The organism is Pseudomonas sp. MIACH, from assembly GCF_001269925.1.
Lineage (GTDB): Bacteria > Pseudomonadota > Gammaproteobacteria > Pseudomonadales > Pseudomonadaceae > Aquipseudomonas.
The window spans coordinates 1-15,687 of record NZ_LHVO01000038.1 but is presented as its reverse complement, the minus strand read 5'-3'; the positions used below and the strand labels follow the sequence as shown (position 1 = coordinate 15,687).

9 protein-coding genes and 1 rRNA gene are annotated in these 15,687 nt (G+C 62.7%); 1 reads left to right on the top strand and 9 read right to left on the bottom strand.

Features of this window, described 5'->3' with window-relative positions; genetic code table 11:
- Window positions 1-56: 56 nt before the first annotated feature.
- Both mmsB and AD670_RS15730 read right to left on the bottom strand, forming a co-directional pair.
- Window positions 57-944, bottom strand: a complete 888-nt coding sequence (gene mmsB, locus AD670_RS15735; RefSeq protein WP_053134035.1) for a 3-hydroxyisobutyrate dehydrogenase — start codon at window positions 942-944, stop codon at window positions 57-59.
- A 14-nt stretch (window positions 945-958) separates the two neighbouring features.
- Complete coding sequence (locus AD670_RS15730; RefSeq protein ID WP_053134033.1) at window positions 959-2,476, bottom strand: CoA-acylating methylmalonate-semialdehyde dehydrogenase; 1,518 nt, start codon at window positions 2,474-2,476, stop codon at window positions 959-961.
- A 131-nt stretch (window positions 2,477-2,607) separates the two neighbouring features.
- On the opposite strand from AD670_RS15730, the gene AD670_RS15725 reads away from it, so the two are divergent.
- Window positions 2,608-3,555 (top strand): LysR family transcriptional regulator, encoded by a 948-nt coding sequence (locus AD670_RS15725; protein ID WP_053134031.1) that lies wholly within the window; start codon window positions 2,608-2,610, stop codon window positions 3,553-3,555.
- A 178-nt stretch (window positions 3,556-3,733) separates the two neighbouring features.
- On the opposite strand, the gene AD670_RS15720 is transcribed toward AD670_RS15725, so the two are convergent.
- The 7 genes from AD670_RS15720 to rrf all read right to left on the bottom strand — a co-directional run bounded on the left by AD670_RS15720 (window position 3,734) and on the right by rrf (window position 15,522).
- A complete protein-coding gene (locus tag AD670_RS15720) occupies window positions 3,734-4,225 on the bottom strand; it encodes an OmpA family protein (RefSeq protein ID WP_053134028.1) in 492 nt (163 codons plus the stop codon).
- A gap of 4 nt (window positions 4,226-4,229) precedes the next feature.
- Window positions 4,230-5,483, bottom strand: coding sequence for a diguanylate cyclase domain-containing protein (locus AD670_RS15715; protein WP_053134025.1), 1,254 nt, complete (start codon window positions 5,481-5,483; stop codon window positions 4,230-4,232).
- Window positions 5,480-6,034, bottom strand: coding sequence for a YfiR family protein (locus AD670_RS15710; protein ID WP_053134022.1), 555 nt, complete (start codon window positions 6,032-6,034; stop codon window positions 5,480-5,482). The genes AD670_RS15715 and AD670_RS15710 overlap by 4 nt, the downstream gene beginning before the upstream one ends.
- 12 nt (window positions 6,035-6,046) lie before the next feature.
- A complete protein-coding gene (recD, locus tag AD670_RS15705) occupies window positions 6,047-8,152 on the bottom strand; it encodes an exodeoxyribonuclease V subunit alpha (RefSeq protein ID WP_053134019.1) in 2,106 nt (701 codons plus the stop codon).
- Window positions 8,149-11,823: an exodeoxyribonuclease V subunit beta gene (gene recB, locus AD670_RS15700; protein ID WP_053134016.1), complete on the bottom strand. Its 3,675-nt coding sequence runs from the start codon at window positions 11,821-11,823 to the stop codon at window positions 8,149-8,151. The genes recD and recB overlap by 4 nt, the downstream gene beginning before the upstream one ends.
- A complete protein-coding gene (gene recC / locus AD670_RS15695; protein WP_053134013.1) occupies window positions 11,820-15,269 on the bottom strand; it encodes an exodeoxyribonuclease V subunit gamma in 3,450 nt (1,149 codons plus the stop codon). The genes recB and recC overlap by 4 nt, the downstream gene beginning before the upstream one ends.
- Window positions 15,270-15,406: 137 nt before the next feature.
- Window positions 15,407-15,522: ribosomal RNA gene (gene rrf, locus AD670_RS15690) — 5S ribosomal RNA — on the bottom strand.
- Between the last annotated feature and the right edge of the window lie 165 nt (window positions 15,523-15,687).

The window sequence follows — 15,687 nt, the reverse complement described above, 5'->3', positions numbered from 1 at the left end:
GCGCAGCAGCCCAACGCGGGGCAAGCCCGCTCGCCACAGGAGGTCCCCTTACAAGGTTATTTGGGTTTGCGGTAGCTGTTGATAATCGCCGAGAAGTCCTTGCCCCCTTCGCCGCGCTGACTCATCGATTGGTATAACTGCTGGGCCACGGCGCCAAGAATCACCGGTTGCTTGGCCTGGCGAGCGGCTTCGGTGGCCAGGCCCAGGTCCTTGAGCATCAAGTCCGCACCGAAACCGCCGGTATAACCACGGGACGACGGCGCGGTTTCGATCACGCCCGGCCAGGGGTTGTAGGTGTCGGAACTCCAGCAGCGCCCAGTGGAGCTGTTGATGATGCCGGCCAGCACCTGGGTGTCGATGCCCAGCGCATCCCCCAAGGCCATGGCTTCGCTGACGCCGACCATGCTGATGCCCAACAGCAGGTTGTTGCAGATCTTGGCGATTTGGCCGGTGCCCACATCGCCGCAATGCACGATGTTGCGGCCCATCTGCGCCAGCACCGGTTGCAGGATGGCGAACAGTTCCGGGGTGGCGCCGACCATGAAGGTCAGGGTGCCCGCCTGGGCGCCGCCCGTGCCGCCGGAGACCGGTGCATCGGCCATCACCACGCCTTGCTTGGCGGCAGCAGCGGCGACGTCGCGCGCGGTTTGCGGGTCGATGGTGCTGCAGTCCACTGCGGGCACGCCGTTGCCGATCCCGGCCAACACACCGTCTTCATTCAGCCAGACACTGCGCACATGGGCGGCGGCCGGCAGCATGGTAATCACCAGCTCGGCGCCTTGGGCAGCATCACGCGGCGAGTCGCTGATGCTGCCGCCCAGTTCGGCGAGTTCCTTGAGTACCGTCTGGTTCAGGTCGAACAGGTTCAGCGCATGGCCGGCCTTGATCAGGTTGCGGGCCATGGGCGCGCCCATGTTGCCCAAGCCGATAAATGCAATCTTCATGGTCGTCTCCCGAATCAGCGCAGGTTGATGGTGGTGTTGACGCCATCGTTGACCGTGTCGTCGTCGAACCAGCGGCTGGTGACGGTTTTGGTCTGGGTGTAGAACTGCACCACTTGCTTGCCGTACGGGCCGAGGTCGCCGAGCTTGGAGCCGCGGGAACCGGTGAAGCTGAAGAACGGCACCGGCACCGGGATCGGGATGTTGATGCCGACCTGGCCCACATCGATTTCGCTCTGGAATTTACGCGCCGCCGCACCGCTCTGGGTGAACAGGCCGGTGCCGTTGCCGAAGGGGTTGGCGTTGACCAGCGCAATGGCCTGGTCGAGGGTGTCGACTTCCAACACCACCAGCACCGGGCCGAAGATTTCCTGGGTGTAGATCTGCATATCGGTTGTCACGCCCGAGAACAGGGTCGGACCGACGAAGTTGCCGTGCTCGAAGCCCGGCACCTGGATGTCGCGGCCGTCCAGTTCCAGCTTGGCGCCTTCTTTCACGCCGCTTTCGATCAGTTCCAGGATGCGGGCCTTGGCGCGCTTGGAGATCACCGGGCCGACATCCGTGCCCGCTTCGCTGCCGGCGTTGACCTTGAGCTTTTGCGCCAGCGCTTTCAGATCCGGCAGCCATTGCTTGGCCGCGCCCACCAGCACCACCACCGAGGTGGCCATGCAGCGCTGGCCCGCCGCGCCGAAACCGGCACCGACCAGGGCATTGAGGGTGTGTTCGCGGTTGGCATCCGGCAGCACCACGGCGTGGTTCTTGGCGCCCATCATCGATTGCACGCGCTTGCCGTGCTTGCCCGCCAAGTCGTAGACGTGAGTACCGACAGCGGTCGAGCCGACGAAGGACACGGCCTTGATGTCTTTATGGGTGCACAGCGCATCCACCACATCCTTGCCGCCGTGCACCACGTTGAGCACACCCGCCGGTACGCCCGCTTCCAGCGCCAGTTCCACCAGCAGCAGGGTCGACAGCGGGTCTTGTTCGGACGGCTTGAGGACGAAGGTGTTACCGCAGGCGATGGCCATCGGGAACATCCACAGCGGAATCATCGCCGGGAAGTTGAACGGGGTAATGCCGGCACACACGCCGATGGGCTGGCGCAGGGTGTAGGTATCAACGCCACCGGCGACGTTCTCGGCGAACTCGCCCATTTGCAGGGTGCCGATGGAACAGGCGTGCTCCACCACTTCCAGGCCACGGAAAATATCGCCCTCGGCATCGGCAATGGTCTTGCCCTGCTCGGCGCTGAGGACCACGGCGATGCGCTTTGAATGTTCGCGGATCAAGGCTTGCAGCTTGAGCATGATGCGCATGCGCGCGCCGATCGGCGTCAACTTCCAGGTCTGGAAGGCTTGATGGGCGGCGTCGATGGCAGCATTGACTTCATCGGCCGTGGCGAACGGGACTTTGGCCAGCACTTGCTGGGTAGCCGGGTTGACGACGTCTTGCCAATGGGTGGTCTTGGACTCGACCCACTCACCATTGATGAGCAACTTGACCTGTTGCACGGAAATATCGGCAGATGCGTTCATGTGGTCTCCAACTCTTATATTTATCTAGAGACAAGGCGCGTGAATCGCCTTGAAGAATGAGGCGTTCGGACTGTTTTTGGAGTATAGATGTGCAAATCTCTAATAAGAACGCACATAAAAGCCGGTCCAATATGCAAAAAAACATCACATCGCTGGGCTCCCTGAACTGGGATGACCTGAAGTTTTTCCTCGAAGTGGCCCGCACCCGCAAGGCCAGCGTCGCCGCCAAGCGCTTGGCAGTGGACTACACCACCGTGTCGCGGCGCATCAGCTCATTGGAAGTGTCGCTCGGTACCCTGCTGTTCGAAAAATCCCGGACCAACGGCTTCGTCCTCACCCCCGAAGGCCAGCGTTTGCTGGGGTATGCCGAGTCCATCGAAAGCACCCTGCACATGGCCTGCGAGCAGGTGTCCGGCTCCGGCGTGGCGCTGTCCGGCCATGTGCGCATGGGTTGCACCGAAGGCTTCGGCAGCTTCTTTGTCACCCCGCAGTTGAGCCACTTCGTCGACACCTACCCGGCCATCTCGGTCGACATCCTGCCCCTGCCCCACTTCATCAGCCTGTCCAAGCGCGAAGCCGACATCGTCATCGCCCTGGAACGCCCGGAACACGGGCCCTACGTGTGCTGCAAACTGTGCGACTACAAACTGCAGCTGTACGCGACCCAGGAATACCTCGACCAACACCCGCCCATCCAACGCCCGGCCGACTTGGCCGAGCATCCGTTTATCAGCTATGTGGATGATCTGGCCTTCAGCTCGGAGTTGCTGTACCTGGCGAATGTAGTGCCCGGCGCCAGCGCCAGCCTGCGCAGCACCAGCGTGATTGCGCAGTACGTGGCGGCGCAGCAAGGGCGGTCGATGGCGATCTTGCCGTGCTTTCTGGCGGCGCAGGATCCACGGTTGCTGCCGGTGCTGGGGGAACAGATTTCAATCACTCGCCAGTTTTGGATGTATTGCCGTGAGGATCTGAGGAAGTTGAAGCGGATTACTCTGCTGTGGGATTACATCAGGGAAGTGACGGAGCAGAACCAGGGGTTGTTGATGGGGGAGACACGGGAGATTCGGTTTGCGGATTAAAGGGGTGGGCTGCGCGGTGTCTCTGTGAGATGGGCAAGGCCGTGGTGGATGACTTGACGCCGACGATGACGCCGGGCAGTTAAGCGAACATCGTTCAAATGTGGAAGGGGCGGTGCGACGATTCGACTTGCCCCCTCCCACAGTTAAGTGCATTTCAAGTTGAGAGGGATGCAGCCATTCAGTCCGCGATCACCACAATCGACACCCGACGATTCTCGGTACGCCCTGCTGCCGTGTCGTTGGCGGCCACCGGTTTACTGCTGCCCAGTCCGCGCAGTTGGATGTTTTGTTCTTTGATGCCCACGCTTTGCAGCACCGTCGCCACGCTTTTCGCGCGGCGCAGGGACAGTTGCTGGTTGTAGGCCTCTTTGCCCGAGGCATCGGTGTGGCCGTCGATGCGGACACGTTCGATGCCTACGCCCAGCAAGGCCTTGCCGATGCGTTGGACGATCTCGGTGCTGGGTGGGTTGAGGGTTTCGACGTCGCTGCCAAACAGCACTTTGCCGGACAGGCCGAACGCCCAGCCGTCATCGGTAAGTTCGAATCCTTGTTGCTGGAGTACGGCGACTTGCGCCGGGGTCAGGCCCTTGGGGGGCGCTGTCTGGCAGCCGCCAAGGGTGAGCAGTGCCACCAGCAGGGTGATAAACGTAAAGCGCGTGGTCGAAAACAAGGGATCAGCTCCTGTGTTGAACGTTGACGACGGGGCTCTCCGGCTCCGCCGTTTGCTGGCCACCCGAGGACAAACGCTTGGCCTGGTACATCGCCGCATCGGCGGCATTGAGCAAGGTGCCGGGGGTGACGCCATGCTCGGGGTAGATGGCGATACCAATACTGAGGGAGGTCAATACCTGGGTGTCGCCAGGCACGGCAATCGGCATGTCCATGCTGGCGATGATTTTGTCGGCGATGCGCTGGGCGTCTTCCACCTTGTGCAGCGGTGCCAGCAGGATGGCGAACTCATCACCGCCCAGGCGCGCCACCAGGTCATCTTCACGCAATTGCGCACGTACGCGCTCGGCGACGGCCACCAGCACGGCATCACCTGCGGCATGGCCGAAGCTGTCATTGATCTCTTTGAAACGGTCGCTGTCGAGGTACAGCACGGCCACCTGCTCCTTGGCCTTCGCGGCGCCGCGCAGGGCGCGAATCAGGCGGCCTTCGAAGAACGCGCGATTGGGCAGGCCGGTGAGGCTGTCATGGTTGGCCTTGTGTGCAAGGGTCTCGTTTTCGCTTTGCAGGTGGCTTTGCCAGGCTTCCATCTCGCCGAGCAAGGCGTTGAAGTCGCTGCCCAGGCTGTCGAGTTCGGCGATGCGTGCCGGTGGCACGCGACGGTCGAAGTCGCGCTCGCTGCGGGCGGCGTGGGCCACGGCGGCGAGGCTTTGCAGCGGCTCCGTAATGCCGCGCAACAGACGCCGCGCCAAGTGCAGGGCGACCCAGGCGCTGAGGGCGGTGCAGATCAGGATTCCCGCCAGGCCGCTCAGCAGAAAGCGCAGCACGCTGCCGCCGTGGCCGGTCAGATGAATGCTGCCGATGGTTCGCCCCTGATGGAGGATCGGCTGGATGATGGGTTGTTCGAGCAAAGCGTGCGCCAGTTCCAGTTCGACCCGCGACAGCATCCCGGTTTCCGGGCGCGTCCAATACGCCAACAGCTTGCCATTGACATCGAATACTTCGGCCTCGGCCACTTCCTCGGTTGAAGCGATAAGGCTGAGGGCTTCGGTGGCTGCGGCGCTGTCATTGAACACCACCGCCGCTTCCACGGTGTAGTTGATGGAGCGGGCGATCAGGTGCAGGTTATGTTCGGCATACACCCGTAGCGCCAAGACGCCGAGCAGGGTCAGGGACACACTGGCCAGGGTCACCGCCATCAGCGCGAGGATCAGGTGCCCCCGGCCGATGACCGAACGCAAGGTCGGTCGCACTTTCATGGCGCAGACGCCCGACGACGGGACAGTTGCAACACGCTGGGATGAATGCGCACGCCGCTGCGCGCCACCGAATCGAGGTTGACCTCAAACGACACTTGCTCATCGCCCACCCGCAGGCAGAACAGACTGCCCACGGTGCACTGGTCGCCGCCTTCGCTGATGCTGAGCACCGGGTGGCCGACTAACGAGGCAAACAGGCGGCTGCGTTCGTCATTGCTGAGTTTGCCGATGTACACAGCATCGCAGGCGTTGACGACATCGGGGTGCTCGACCAGCAGGCGCCGGACCACGACCGGACGACCGGTGGCCTGGGTGGTGCCTTTGATCAGGTCGTCGGTGTATTGGGTCGGTCCGACGATGCACAGGCGCAGTTGCTCAGGCTCGACTGGCCAGCGGGCATAGCTGAGGATACCGAGTACCACTTGCGTGACCGCCTGGGCGCGCTGATCAGCCGGGCCCGGAGCCTCGGCAAAAACGCGGGGCGCCAGCAGGCATAGAACCGCCACCAGCAGCAGGCGTCTCCAGCTCAAACCACGCTCGGCCACGTTCATGCAGCGATTCTCTCAGGGGTTGTCGGGGTGATGCCGCAACGATAGCACAGCGTCAGATAGTTCTGACTCCTGACCCAGCTCCAACATCAACCCACTCAAGCGTTTGACCTTGCGTCTCACGGCCTCTTCAAACACGCCGCCACGGGGTTCGATCAGGCTGAACCAGCGTTTGGCGCGCGTGATGCCGGTGTAGATCAACTCTTTGGTGAGCACCGGATTCAGCGCGTCCGGCAGGATCAGCGCTGTGTGGGTGAACTCCGAACCCTGGGATTTGTGCACGGTCATGGCGTACACGGTTTCCACATCATTGAGACGGCTGGGCAGTACAAATCGCACGCCACCCTGGCCATCGTTACGCGGGAAAGCCACGCGCAGCACCTGGGGGCCGCCGTCGCTTTCAGGCAGTTTGAGGGCAATGCCGATGTCGCCGTTCATCAAGCCCAGGCCGTAATCGTTGCGGGTCATCAACACCGGGCGGCCTTCGTACCATTGCTCATCGCCTTCAATCAGGCGCACTTTGCGCAAGGCGGCCGTGATGCGCAGGTTCAGCCCCTCCACCCCCCAAGGGCCCTTGCGCACGGCGCAGAGCAGTTGGAACGCATCGAAGGCTTGCAGCAGTTGTTGTGCCCAGTGGGTCCAGGCGAGGTCATCGCGCGGAGTGTCGACGGCGGGCCGCGCGCTGTGCAGCAGGTTGAGGTAATAGCGATAACCCTCGGCGCCACCGCCCTGCCCGTCCAGCACCAGGCGCTCCAGGGCGTGGTCGTGTTCGCCTTTGAGGCTGACGCAGAACAGGTCGCTGTGGCTGCGCGCGGCCAGCAGCTTGCGGGCCTCTTCGGCGTTTTGCTGGTTGACCCAGCGCGCCAGTTGGCCAATGCCGCTGCCTTCGCCGAAACGGCGCGAGTAGCGCAGCATCACCACTTGCTGCGCCAGGGGATGGCTGCCATCGAGGTCTTCATGCAGGCCACTGGCGCTGAGGTCTTCGCCGCTGACGGTTTGCAGCCATTGGCGGGTGTCGGGGCTGTACCAGCCGGCCTCGGCGTCGCGGCACAAATCACCGAGTACGGCGCCGGCCTCTACCGAGGCGAGTTGGTCCTTGTCGCCCAGCAACACCAGGCGGGCATGGGGCGGTAACGCGTCGAGCAGGTTAGCCATCATTTCCAGGTCGATCATCGAGGCTTCGTCGACCACCAGCACATCCAGGGGCAACGGATTGCCAAGGTGATGGCGAAAGTGCCGAGTGCCCGGGCGACTGCCCAGCAAGCGGTGAACCGTGGTGACCTGGGTCGGGATCTTTTCCTTCACGCTTTGCGGTACGTTCAGCGACAGCACTTGCTGGCTGATGGATTCGGTCAAACGCGCGGCGGCTTTACCGGTCGGCGCGGCCAGCCGGATGCGCAACGGGCTGCCGGACTCTACGGCGGGCGCCTGCAGCAGCGCGAGCAGGCGCACCACGGTGGTGGTCTTGCCGGTGCCGGGGCCGCCGGTGACGATGCTGAATGCTCCGCGGGTGGCCAGGGCGCAGGCGAGTTTCTGCCAGTCGATCACGCCATCGGGCGGCGGTTGGTCAAACAAGCCATTCAAGCGCTGGGGCAAATCGGCGGCGACGCTTTCCTGGGTGGCAAGACGCTGGCGCAGGGCGCTGTCGATGCGCCGTTCGTAGGTCCAGTAGCGGCGCAGGTACAGGCGTTTGCCCGACAGTACCAAGGGACGACTGTGCGCCGATTCGCTGCCGTCCACCGCCAGGGCCACCAATGGGCTGGCGGCCAGCGCGTGACACCAGTGGGCGCCGTCGAGGCCGTCGAGCAATTGCGACGGCAGCAGCATGGCGCCGGTTTGCAGGTCGCCTTCGGGCGGCAAGGACAGGGCAAAATCCGGCGCGTTGAGGGTTTCGAACAGGTCCAGGCACACATGGCCGTGGCCCAGTTGATGGCTGGTCAGCGCCGCCGCCACTAACACCAAGGGGTCGGCGTGTGGATCGAGTTCGTGCAGGAAGCCCACGAAGGCCTTGTCCAACGCCCGCAGCCAACCCCGCTCAACCCAACGCTCCAGCAGATGCACCAGGTCGGCGGCGCGGCTCAAGGGCGCTAATGCCTCAAGCGGTAACGGCGACAGGCTCATAACAACACTCCTTGTTCCCAGGCGGGCTCAACCTTGGGCGGGATGGGCTTGCCCTGGAACAGCAGGTCCAGGCTTTCGATCAGCTCCCGTGGCGGCCGGGTGAAAAACGCCCCTCGGCTGACCGCCTGGGTGCCGCGCAGGAACAGGTACAGCGCGCCGCCGACATGACGGTCGTAGTCGTAGTCCGGCAGGCGTGCCTTGAGTTGGCGATGCAGGGCCAGCAGGTAAAGCACGTATTGCAGGTCGTACCGATGCTCAAGGATCGACTGTTCCATGGCGTCCTTGGTGTAGGCCGAATCGTCGGGACCGAGCCAGTTGGATTTGTAGTCGGCCACGTAATAACGGCCATCGTGTTCGAAAGTCAGGTCGATAAACCCCTTGAACATGCCGTTGAGCAGCACCGCTTCGGCGGCGACGCGGGACACACCGTTGTGGGTGTGCTGGCACACCAGCTTGTCGAGGGCGAGCACGTCGACTTTATGGCTGGCGAACCAGAACTCCATTTCGATCTGGTAATGCTGCAGGTTGCTCAGGGCGACCTGGTCGTTATCCACCGGCAGCGGCGTTTGCAGCAGATGGCCCAGCCAGTCACTGAGGGTGACGATCCAGCCTTCCCAGTTGCGGCGATTGCAGCGCGCGCCTACGGCTTGTTCGATCGCTTGCGAGGCCACGTTGAAGCCTTCTTCGCCGGCCCACTCCAGCAGACCGTGAAGGAAGGTGCCGGGGTTCGGACCGCGTGGGAAACGGTGAATGTCTGCGCCGGACGCTGCCACTTCACGCGGTGCGTCGGGGTCGAGGCGTTCGTCATCGAACAGCTTTTGCGCCTGTGGGCTTTCGGGCGCTTCGAGGTGGGCGACGCTCATGCTGTCGCCAATGCGCAAGGCACTGTAGGACGCGATCCACCAGTTCTCGGCGGCCTTGCGCTTAGGTAACAAGGGCGCGAGCAAGGTGGCGGTGTTGCGCGGCGGGTGGAACAGGGTGTCTTGGGCGTCGGGCACAGGGGTGTAGTGGATGGCCGCACAGCCGTCCTGCAGATCCAGCAGCCAGCGCGCGAGGCCGGCGGACTCACGCAACGATGCTCCGGCGCCGAGCAAGTAACCCAACGCCGACAGGTGCAATACCGAGCTGTTGCTGTTGCCGCGCTTGAGGTCGGCAACGCCCAGCCAGCAGGCGTGTTTGGCGCGGGTCAGGGCCACGTAGAACAAACGCAGGTCTTCGGCCAGGCGCTCATCGTCGGCCTGGGCGATCAACTCGGCGGTCGGACGCAGGCTGACGTGGGATTTGCCCTGTTCATCGTGGTAATGCAGCGGTAGGCGACTGCCGTCGACCGGCTTGGCCGAGCAGATGAAAGGCAGGAAGACCAGGTCGTACTCCAGGCCCTTGGATTTGTGAATGGTCACCACCTTGACCAGTTGCTCATCACTTTCCAGGCGCAGGATTTGCTCTTCACCGGCTTGGCCGGATAACGCGAGGTGTTCGGCCAGGTGGCGGATCAACGCCTGTTCACCGTCCAGTTCCGACGCGGCTTGTTGCAACAACTCGCTGAGGTGCAACAGGTTGGTCAGCACACGTTCGCCGTCGCTGCGGGCGATCAGGGTTTGCGGCAGTTTGAAATCGTGCAGCAGGCGACGCAGCATCGGCAGTACGCCTTGGGTGCGCCAGATCGCGCGGTAGCCACGGAACTGCATCACGCGGCTTTCCCACGCCAGTTCGTCCTGGTTCAGACGCTCCAGTTCCGGCAGTGACAGGTTCAAGGTGACGCAAGCCAGGGCAGCCCGTAGCGGCCGCTCGACGTCCGGCTCGGCGCAGGCCTTGAGCCAGGCAAGCAGGTCGTGGGCTTCCTGGGCGGCGAAGACGGAGTCCTTGTCCGATAGGTACACGCTACGCACGCCACGGGCAGCCAATTCGGCGCGCACGGCTTGGGCTTCCTTGCCGTCGCGCACGAGGATGGCGATGTCCGACGGCAGTACGCCTTTGAAGCTGTCGTCCGGTTGCAGGAAACCAGCCGTACCTTGCTGCCCGCCGTTGAGCAACTCGACAATCTGCGTGGCACAGGCGCCGGCCAGTTGTTGGCGGTACACCGCGTTGGAAACCGGCTGGTCGGTGGGCAGGTGCCAAAGGTTCATCGCCGGCAACGTTTGGCCGTCGACCTGCAGCTTTTCCTTGCGGCCTTGGGACAACACCGGGTGGAACGGCACCGGATTGTCGCCATTCGACTCCCGGAACAGGAACGCGCCCCGGCCCGTTTCCGCCCGCTGGAACACATGGTTCACCGCCTCGACCATCGCATGGCTGGAACGGAAGTTGGTGCCCAGGGTGTGGTGACGGCCGAGAGTGGATTTGCGCGCGCGCAGGTAGGTGTAGATATCGGCGCCGCGGAAGGCGTAGATCGCTTGCTTGGGGTCGCCAATCAGGAACAGGCCGCTGTCGAGGTGGTTCTCTTCGATACGGTAGATGCTGTCGAAGATGCTGTATTGCACCGGGTCGGTGTCCTGGAACTCGTCGATCAGGGCCACCGGGAACTGCTCGCGGATCACACTGGCCAGGCGCTCGCCGCCATCGGCTTGCAGGGCGGCGTTGAGGCGGATCAGCATGTCGTCGAAGCCCATTTCGGCACGCCGGCGTTTTTCTTCTTCGAAGCGGTTGCCCACCCAACCGGCAGCGTGTTGCAACACCGCCGCGTCAGGGGTTGGCAGCGCGTCGAGGGCGGCCTTGAGGCCGGCCATGGCGTCGATGCCGGGGTGTTGCGGCGGGTCGCCCTTCCAGGCTTCGGCCATGCCGTCGGGAGTTAGGCGGGTGAAGCCGGTGCCAATATCCAACTGTTCCAGGGTTTCGTCAGCGGCCCAGGCGCTGATCTTTTCGAACCAGGGCTCGAAGTAACGCACTTGCATCTTGCGGCCGTCGACGGCTTTGGCGGCCACGGCTTGCAGGCAGATTTCGCGCAACTCGGCGGCCCATTGTTGCCAGGGAGCCTTGATGTTTATCAACGCTTCACGGCGTTCTTGCAGGCAAGCGTTGATCAGCTCGGCGGGTTCGCGGGTTTCATCCGTCGGCCGTTCGCTGCCGAACAGTGCGCGCACGCGTGGCATCAACGACGCCGGACCGCCCCAGTTGTTGCGTACCCAGTTGAGCGCATCGTCGTGCATCGGGTAGCAGAACAGCCGCCAGTAATCGCGCAGCACTTCGCCGAGCAGGTCGCTGTGGTCGGTTTCCAGGGTCTGGGTGAACAGGCTGCCGCTGTCGAACGCGTGTTCGCGCAGCATGCGCTGGCACCAACTGTGAATCGTGGAAACCGCCGCCTCATCCATCCACTGGGCTGCGATGTCCAGGCGGTTGGCGCAGGCGGGCCATTGCTCGGGGAGGTATTGCGCACGCAGGTCGGCGATCAACGCGTCGGGCTGCTCAATCTCTTCGCGGAAGAAACGTGCGGCTTCGGCAAGGCGAATGCGGATGCGTTCGCGCAGCTCTTTGGTGGCGGCATCGGTAAAGGTCACCACGAGGATTTGCGGCGGCAGCAGTTCACGGCCGAAACCGGACTCATCGCCACCGTGGCCAAGGACCAGACGCAGGTACAAGGCGGAGATGGTGAAGGTTTTGCCGGTACCGGCGCTGGCTTCAATCAGCTGGCTGCCATGCAACGGGAAGGCCAGGGCCAAGGGTTTGCTGCTCATGCGCCGGCCTCCTCGCCTGTGAGTGATCGCCATGGGGCGTTGATGAGCGGTCGATACAAGGTTTCGCACCAGCCTTCGAATTCTTCGCTGGCGACCAGGGCGGCGTAATCGGGGAACTGTCGGGTGAGCGCCGGGGTTTCGCGGCGCTCGCCGTCGGTGGTCAGGCCGTCGCCTTCATAGGCTTTGCTCGCGGCGGCGTGGGCTTTGACCGGATCGGTCTGGCTGAGCCAGGCGAAGGCGGTCTTGACGGCTACCGGGAGCGGTTCTCTCATGCCGCTGTGCCAGGCCAACAGCAGGTTGCCGAGGATTTCCCGGGCGATGGGCTGATCCAGCGGGGCCAGCAGCAACGTATCGTCGCTGGCCACCAACCCCGTGCTCAACGACAGGCCGCAGGCGCAGGCCACCACATGATTGACCCAAGGACGGATCAGGCGATGCCATTTGCGTGTTTTGATCGAGCCGATGCTATTGGGGATGGTGGTGACACTCAGCAATCCGCCATCACTGCGTCGATGCAGGCCGCTGATCCAGCCTTCCAGCGCTATACCTTGATGCTCGAAACTGATCGGTTCTGCAGCGGTGTGCGGCGTTGGCCAGAGAGCCAGCAAGTGCTGGTAGCGTTGCAACAAGTCGGGCAGGGGCTCAATGAGTTCGTTGCGCAGGCACTCGCCGAAGCCGACCATCGGCAACAGGCCACTGCCTTGCAACCGCAGGGCCTGGGCGTTGAGGGCCTGGTCGAGGTGCTCGGGTTGGGACAGCGCAGCGTTCAACAGGCTATCGCTCAGGCTATAGCGCTGCAGCGCGTCAAGCACGAAGGGTTCTTCATCGGCCAGGGGTACTTCGGCGGCTTCGAAGAACACTTTCAGACGCTGGCTGAAGAAGTGTTTGACCGGGTTGCGTAGGAAATCCTGTAACTGGCCGAGGCTCAGGGGCTCCTCCTGTTGGTGCTGCGCCAGTTGGTCTTCCTGTGTAACGGCATCCGGGGCGGCGTGGAGTAACTGCCATTCGCGGGCGTAGCTGAACAGCGGATCACCTTCGTGGAAGTAGCGGGCGCTGAAGGGTTGGAGCGGGTGTTCCTGGGTCATCGCGTCCAGTAGCGGTGTTTCTTGTGCGTTGTGCCAGCCACTGGCGATATGGTCCCGCAGTTGGCCGATGAGTACAGAGGCCGGGCGCTCGCTGTTATCGCGGATGCTACGGCCGACCCAACTGATATAGAGCTGGTCACGGGCGGACAGCAGGGCTTCGAGTAGCAGGTAGCGGTCGTCTTCGCGGCGCGAACGGTCGCCGGGACGGTAGTCGCTGCCCATCAGGTCGAAATCCAGCGGTGGCTGGGCGCGTGGGTAGTCGCCGTCGTTCATGCCGAGCAGGCAGACGAGTTTGAAGGGGATGGCGCGCATGGGCATCAGGGTGCAGAAATTGACAGCTCCGGCGAGGAAGCGCTGGGACAGGCGGCCTTGGTCCAGGCCGGCCAGCCAGGCTTCGCGGACTACGGTAAGCGGTAACTCATCCTGTAGGCCGACGGACTCGCAGGTTTCCAACCAGGTTTCCCTGAGTTGCTCAAGCTGACCCAACAGGTAGTCGTCGTGCTCGCTGCTGGGTAGGAAGAATAGTTGCATCAGGCGTTGCAGACGCTCGCCCCATTCGTGGGGTGCTGCGGGTTGTGACAGCGCTTGATGGGCATCGCTGAGCGCATCAAGCAAAGCGACCAGGGGGCCGATCAAGGCCGCATCAAGCCCGCCGATTTCGTCGTAAGGCTCAATGCCTTCGCAGGCTGCACCGGTGCCGACGGCATAGCCTAGAAGCATGCGGCGAAGGCCAAATCGCCAGCTGTTTTGTTCCAGCTCACTCGGCAGACCGAGACCCGCGCGTTGCTCGGCGTTTAGCCCCCAACGGATGCCGGCGCCTTCGATCCAGCGGTGCAGCGTGGGCAGATCGCGCTCCTTGATGGCGAAGCGTTCGCGCAGGGCCGGGACGTCCAACAGGTCGAGAATCTCGCTGACGGGAAAGCGGCTGTCGGGGAGTTTGAGCAAGTGTTCGACGGCGATCAGCAGGGGATCGCGGCCACGCTGGCCTTGATCGGTCAGGGTGAAGGGGATGAAGCGGGGATCAACTCTGTCCAGTTGACCGAATACCGCGCGGATATGCGGCGCATAGCTGTCGACGTCGGGGACCATGACGATGATGTCCCTTGGGCGAAGCGTGGGGTCGGCGCTGAAGCGTTGGAGCAGTTGGTCGTGGAGAATCTCGACTTCGCGTTGGGCGCTGTGGGCAATGTGGAAGCGGATGGAGGTATCACGCTCTAAATCGACAGCAGGCCATAGCTCGCGCGTCTCATTGAGTGGGCGCAGTTCGAGGATATCGTCCTGAAGCTGGTTGAGCAGTGTGGTGGGTTCGCTGTCGCTGAACAGGTCGATTCGGCCATCGCGAAAAGCGGCGCGGTAGCTGTTGGGATCGTCGTAACTGTCCAGCAGGCTGATGTAGTCGCGACCTTGTTTTCCCCAGGCGGCCAACAGCGGATGGGCGTGTTGGTGCAGGGTTTGTGGGTCGATGGTAACGGGCATGCCGGCTTTGCGTGCTTGGCGTTTGTATTCGTTACGCAGCAGGTCTTTGTCGGCGACGATGTCGGACCAATGGTGGCGACACGGGTTGTGCACGCACAGCAGGACTTGACTGAAACGGGCGAGGCCGGCCAACGCCTCGAGCGCTTGCGCGGGCAAGGAAGAGATCCCGAAGACAATCACCCGAGAAGGCAGCCCCTTCGGTGCTTCCTCAAGCGCATTGATACGTTCGATGAAGCGCTGATGCACGCCGGCGCGGCTTTCAGCCATGCCCTCTTCACCTACGTCCAACAACAGCGCACGCCATAACTCGGCTTGCCAGCAGTTGGCAGGGTTGAGTGGCTTGGATTCGCCTCGACCGTTACGCAATTGATGGCGGCCTGCGGCCCAGTCTTCCAGCCAATCAGCGCGATAGACCTGATATTGGTCGAACAGGTCCGCCAGTCGTTCCGCCAGCTGGTAGCGTTTGCGTAGGTCAGAGTCATGGGTCAAGAAGCGCTGCAACGGTTCGAAGTGCGGCTGATCGATGAGCTCCGGGAGCAGGCGCATCAGGCGCCAAGTGAGCGGGGCTTTATCGAGCAGGGATTTGGGAGGGATTTCGTCACGTCCCAGCACCATGCGATAGAGCTGCCACATGAAGCTGCCGGGGAGCTGTACATCGATGGCGGCGGCGATTCCGCAGCCACCCATATCGTCGTCTTCCGGGTCTTCAGCCAAGGCCAGTTTGAGCCACTGGGCAATGCCGTTGCTTTGTACCAGGGCGATTTCGTTTTCCAAGGGCGCCAGGGGATAACGGCGCATCCAACTCACCACTAGGCTGCGCAGTTCGTCCAAGCGGTTGCCGTGAACCACCATGAATCCAGCGCTGAGGGACGTCGCATCCGGCATAACGGCTTCCTTGGGAAAAGCAAAAATCGAGGGCATGGACTTTAGCACTGAAGGCCACGCCGAGGCGCCTCTTCGCACTTTTCGACCGTGCAAAACAAAACCCCATCTGCTTTCGCAAATGGGGCTTCGGAATTTAATCTTGACGATGACCTACTCTCACATGGGGAAACCCCACACTACCATCGGCGATGCATCGTTTCACTGCTGAGTTCGGGATGGGATCAGGTGGTTCCAATGCTCTATGGTCGTCAAGAAATTCGGGTACTGAGTCGCGGCCAGTTGGCCTCGCTTCAGCAAATTGGGTATGTGACAGCTGTCGGTGTTTTGTGAGCATCGAACTTTCGGTTCATTGCGTCTTCACACACCGCAATCTGATGCTCTTTCGAGTAGTCAAATTGCTTGGGTGTTATATGGTCAA

Bases quoted from the DNA above. Each gene is read 5' to 3' on its own strand.
- mmsB (WP_053134035.1), bottom strand. From the start codon at position 944: ATGAAGATTGCATTTATCGGCTTGGGCAACATGGGCGCGCCCATGGCC.
- AD670_RS15730 (WP_053134033.1), bottom strand. From the start codon at position 2,476: ATGAACGCATCTGCCGATATTTCCGTGCAACAGGTCAAGTTGCTCATC.
- AD670_RS15725 (WP_053134031.1), top strand. From the start codon at position 2,608: ATGCAAAAAAACATCACATCGCTGGGCTCCCTGAACTGGGATGACCTG.
- AD670_RS15715 (WP_053134025.1), bottom strand. From the start codon at position 5,483: ATGAAAGTGCGACCGACCTTGCGTTCGGTCATCGGCCGGGGGCACCTG.
- AD670_RS15710 (WP_053134022.1), bottom strand. From the start codon at position 6,034: ATGAACGTGGCCGAGCGTGGTTTGAGCTGGAGACGCCTGCTGCTGGTG.
- recD (WP_053134019.1), bottom strand. From the start codon at position 8,152: ATGAGCCTGTCGCCGTTACCGCTTGAGGCATTAGCGCCCTTGAGCCGC.
- recB (WP_053134016.1), bottom strand. From the start codon at position 11,823: ATGAGCAGCAAACCCTTGGCCCTGGCCTTCCCGTTGCATGGCAGCCAG.
- recC (WP_053134013.1), bottom strand. From the start codon at position 15,269: ATGCCGGATGCGACGTCCCTCAGCGCTGGATTCATGGTGGTTCACGGC.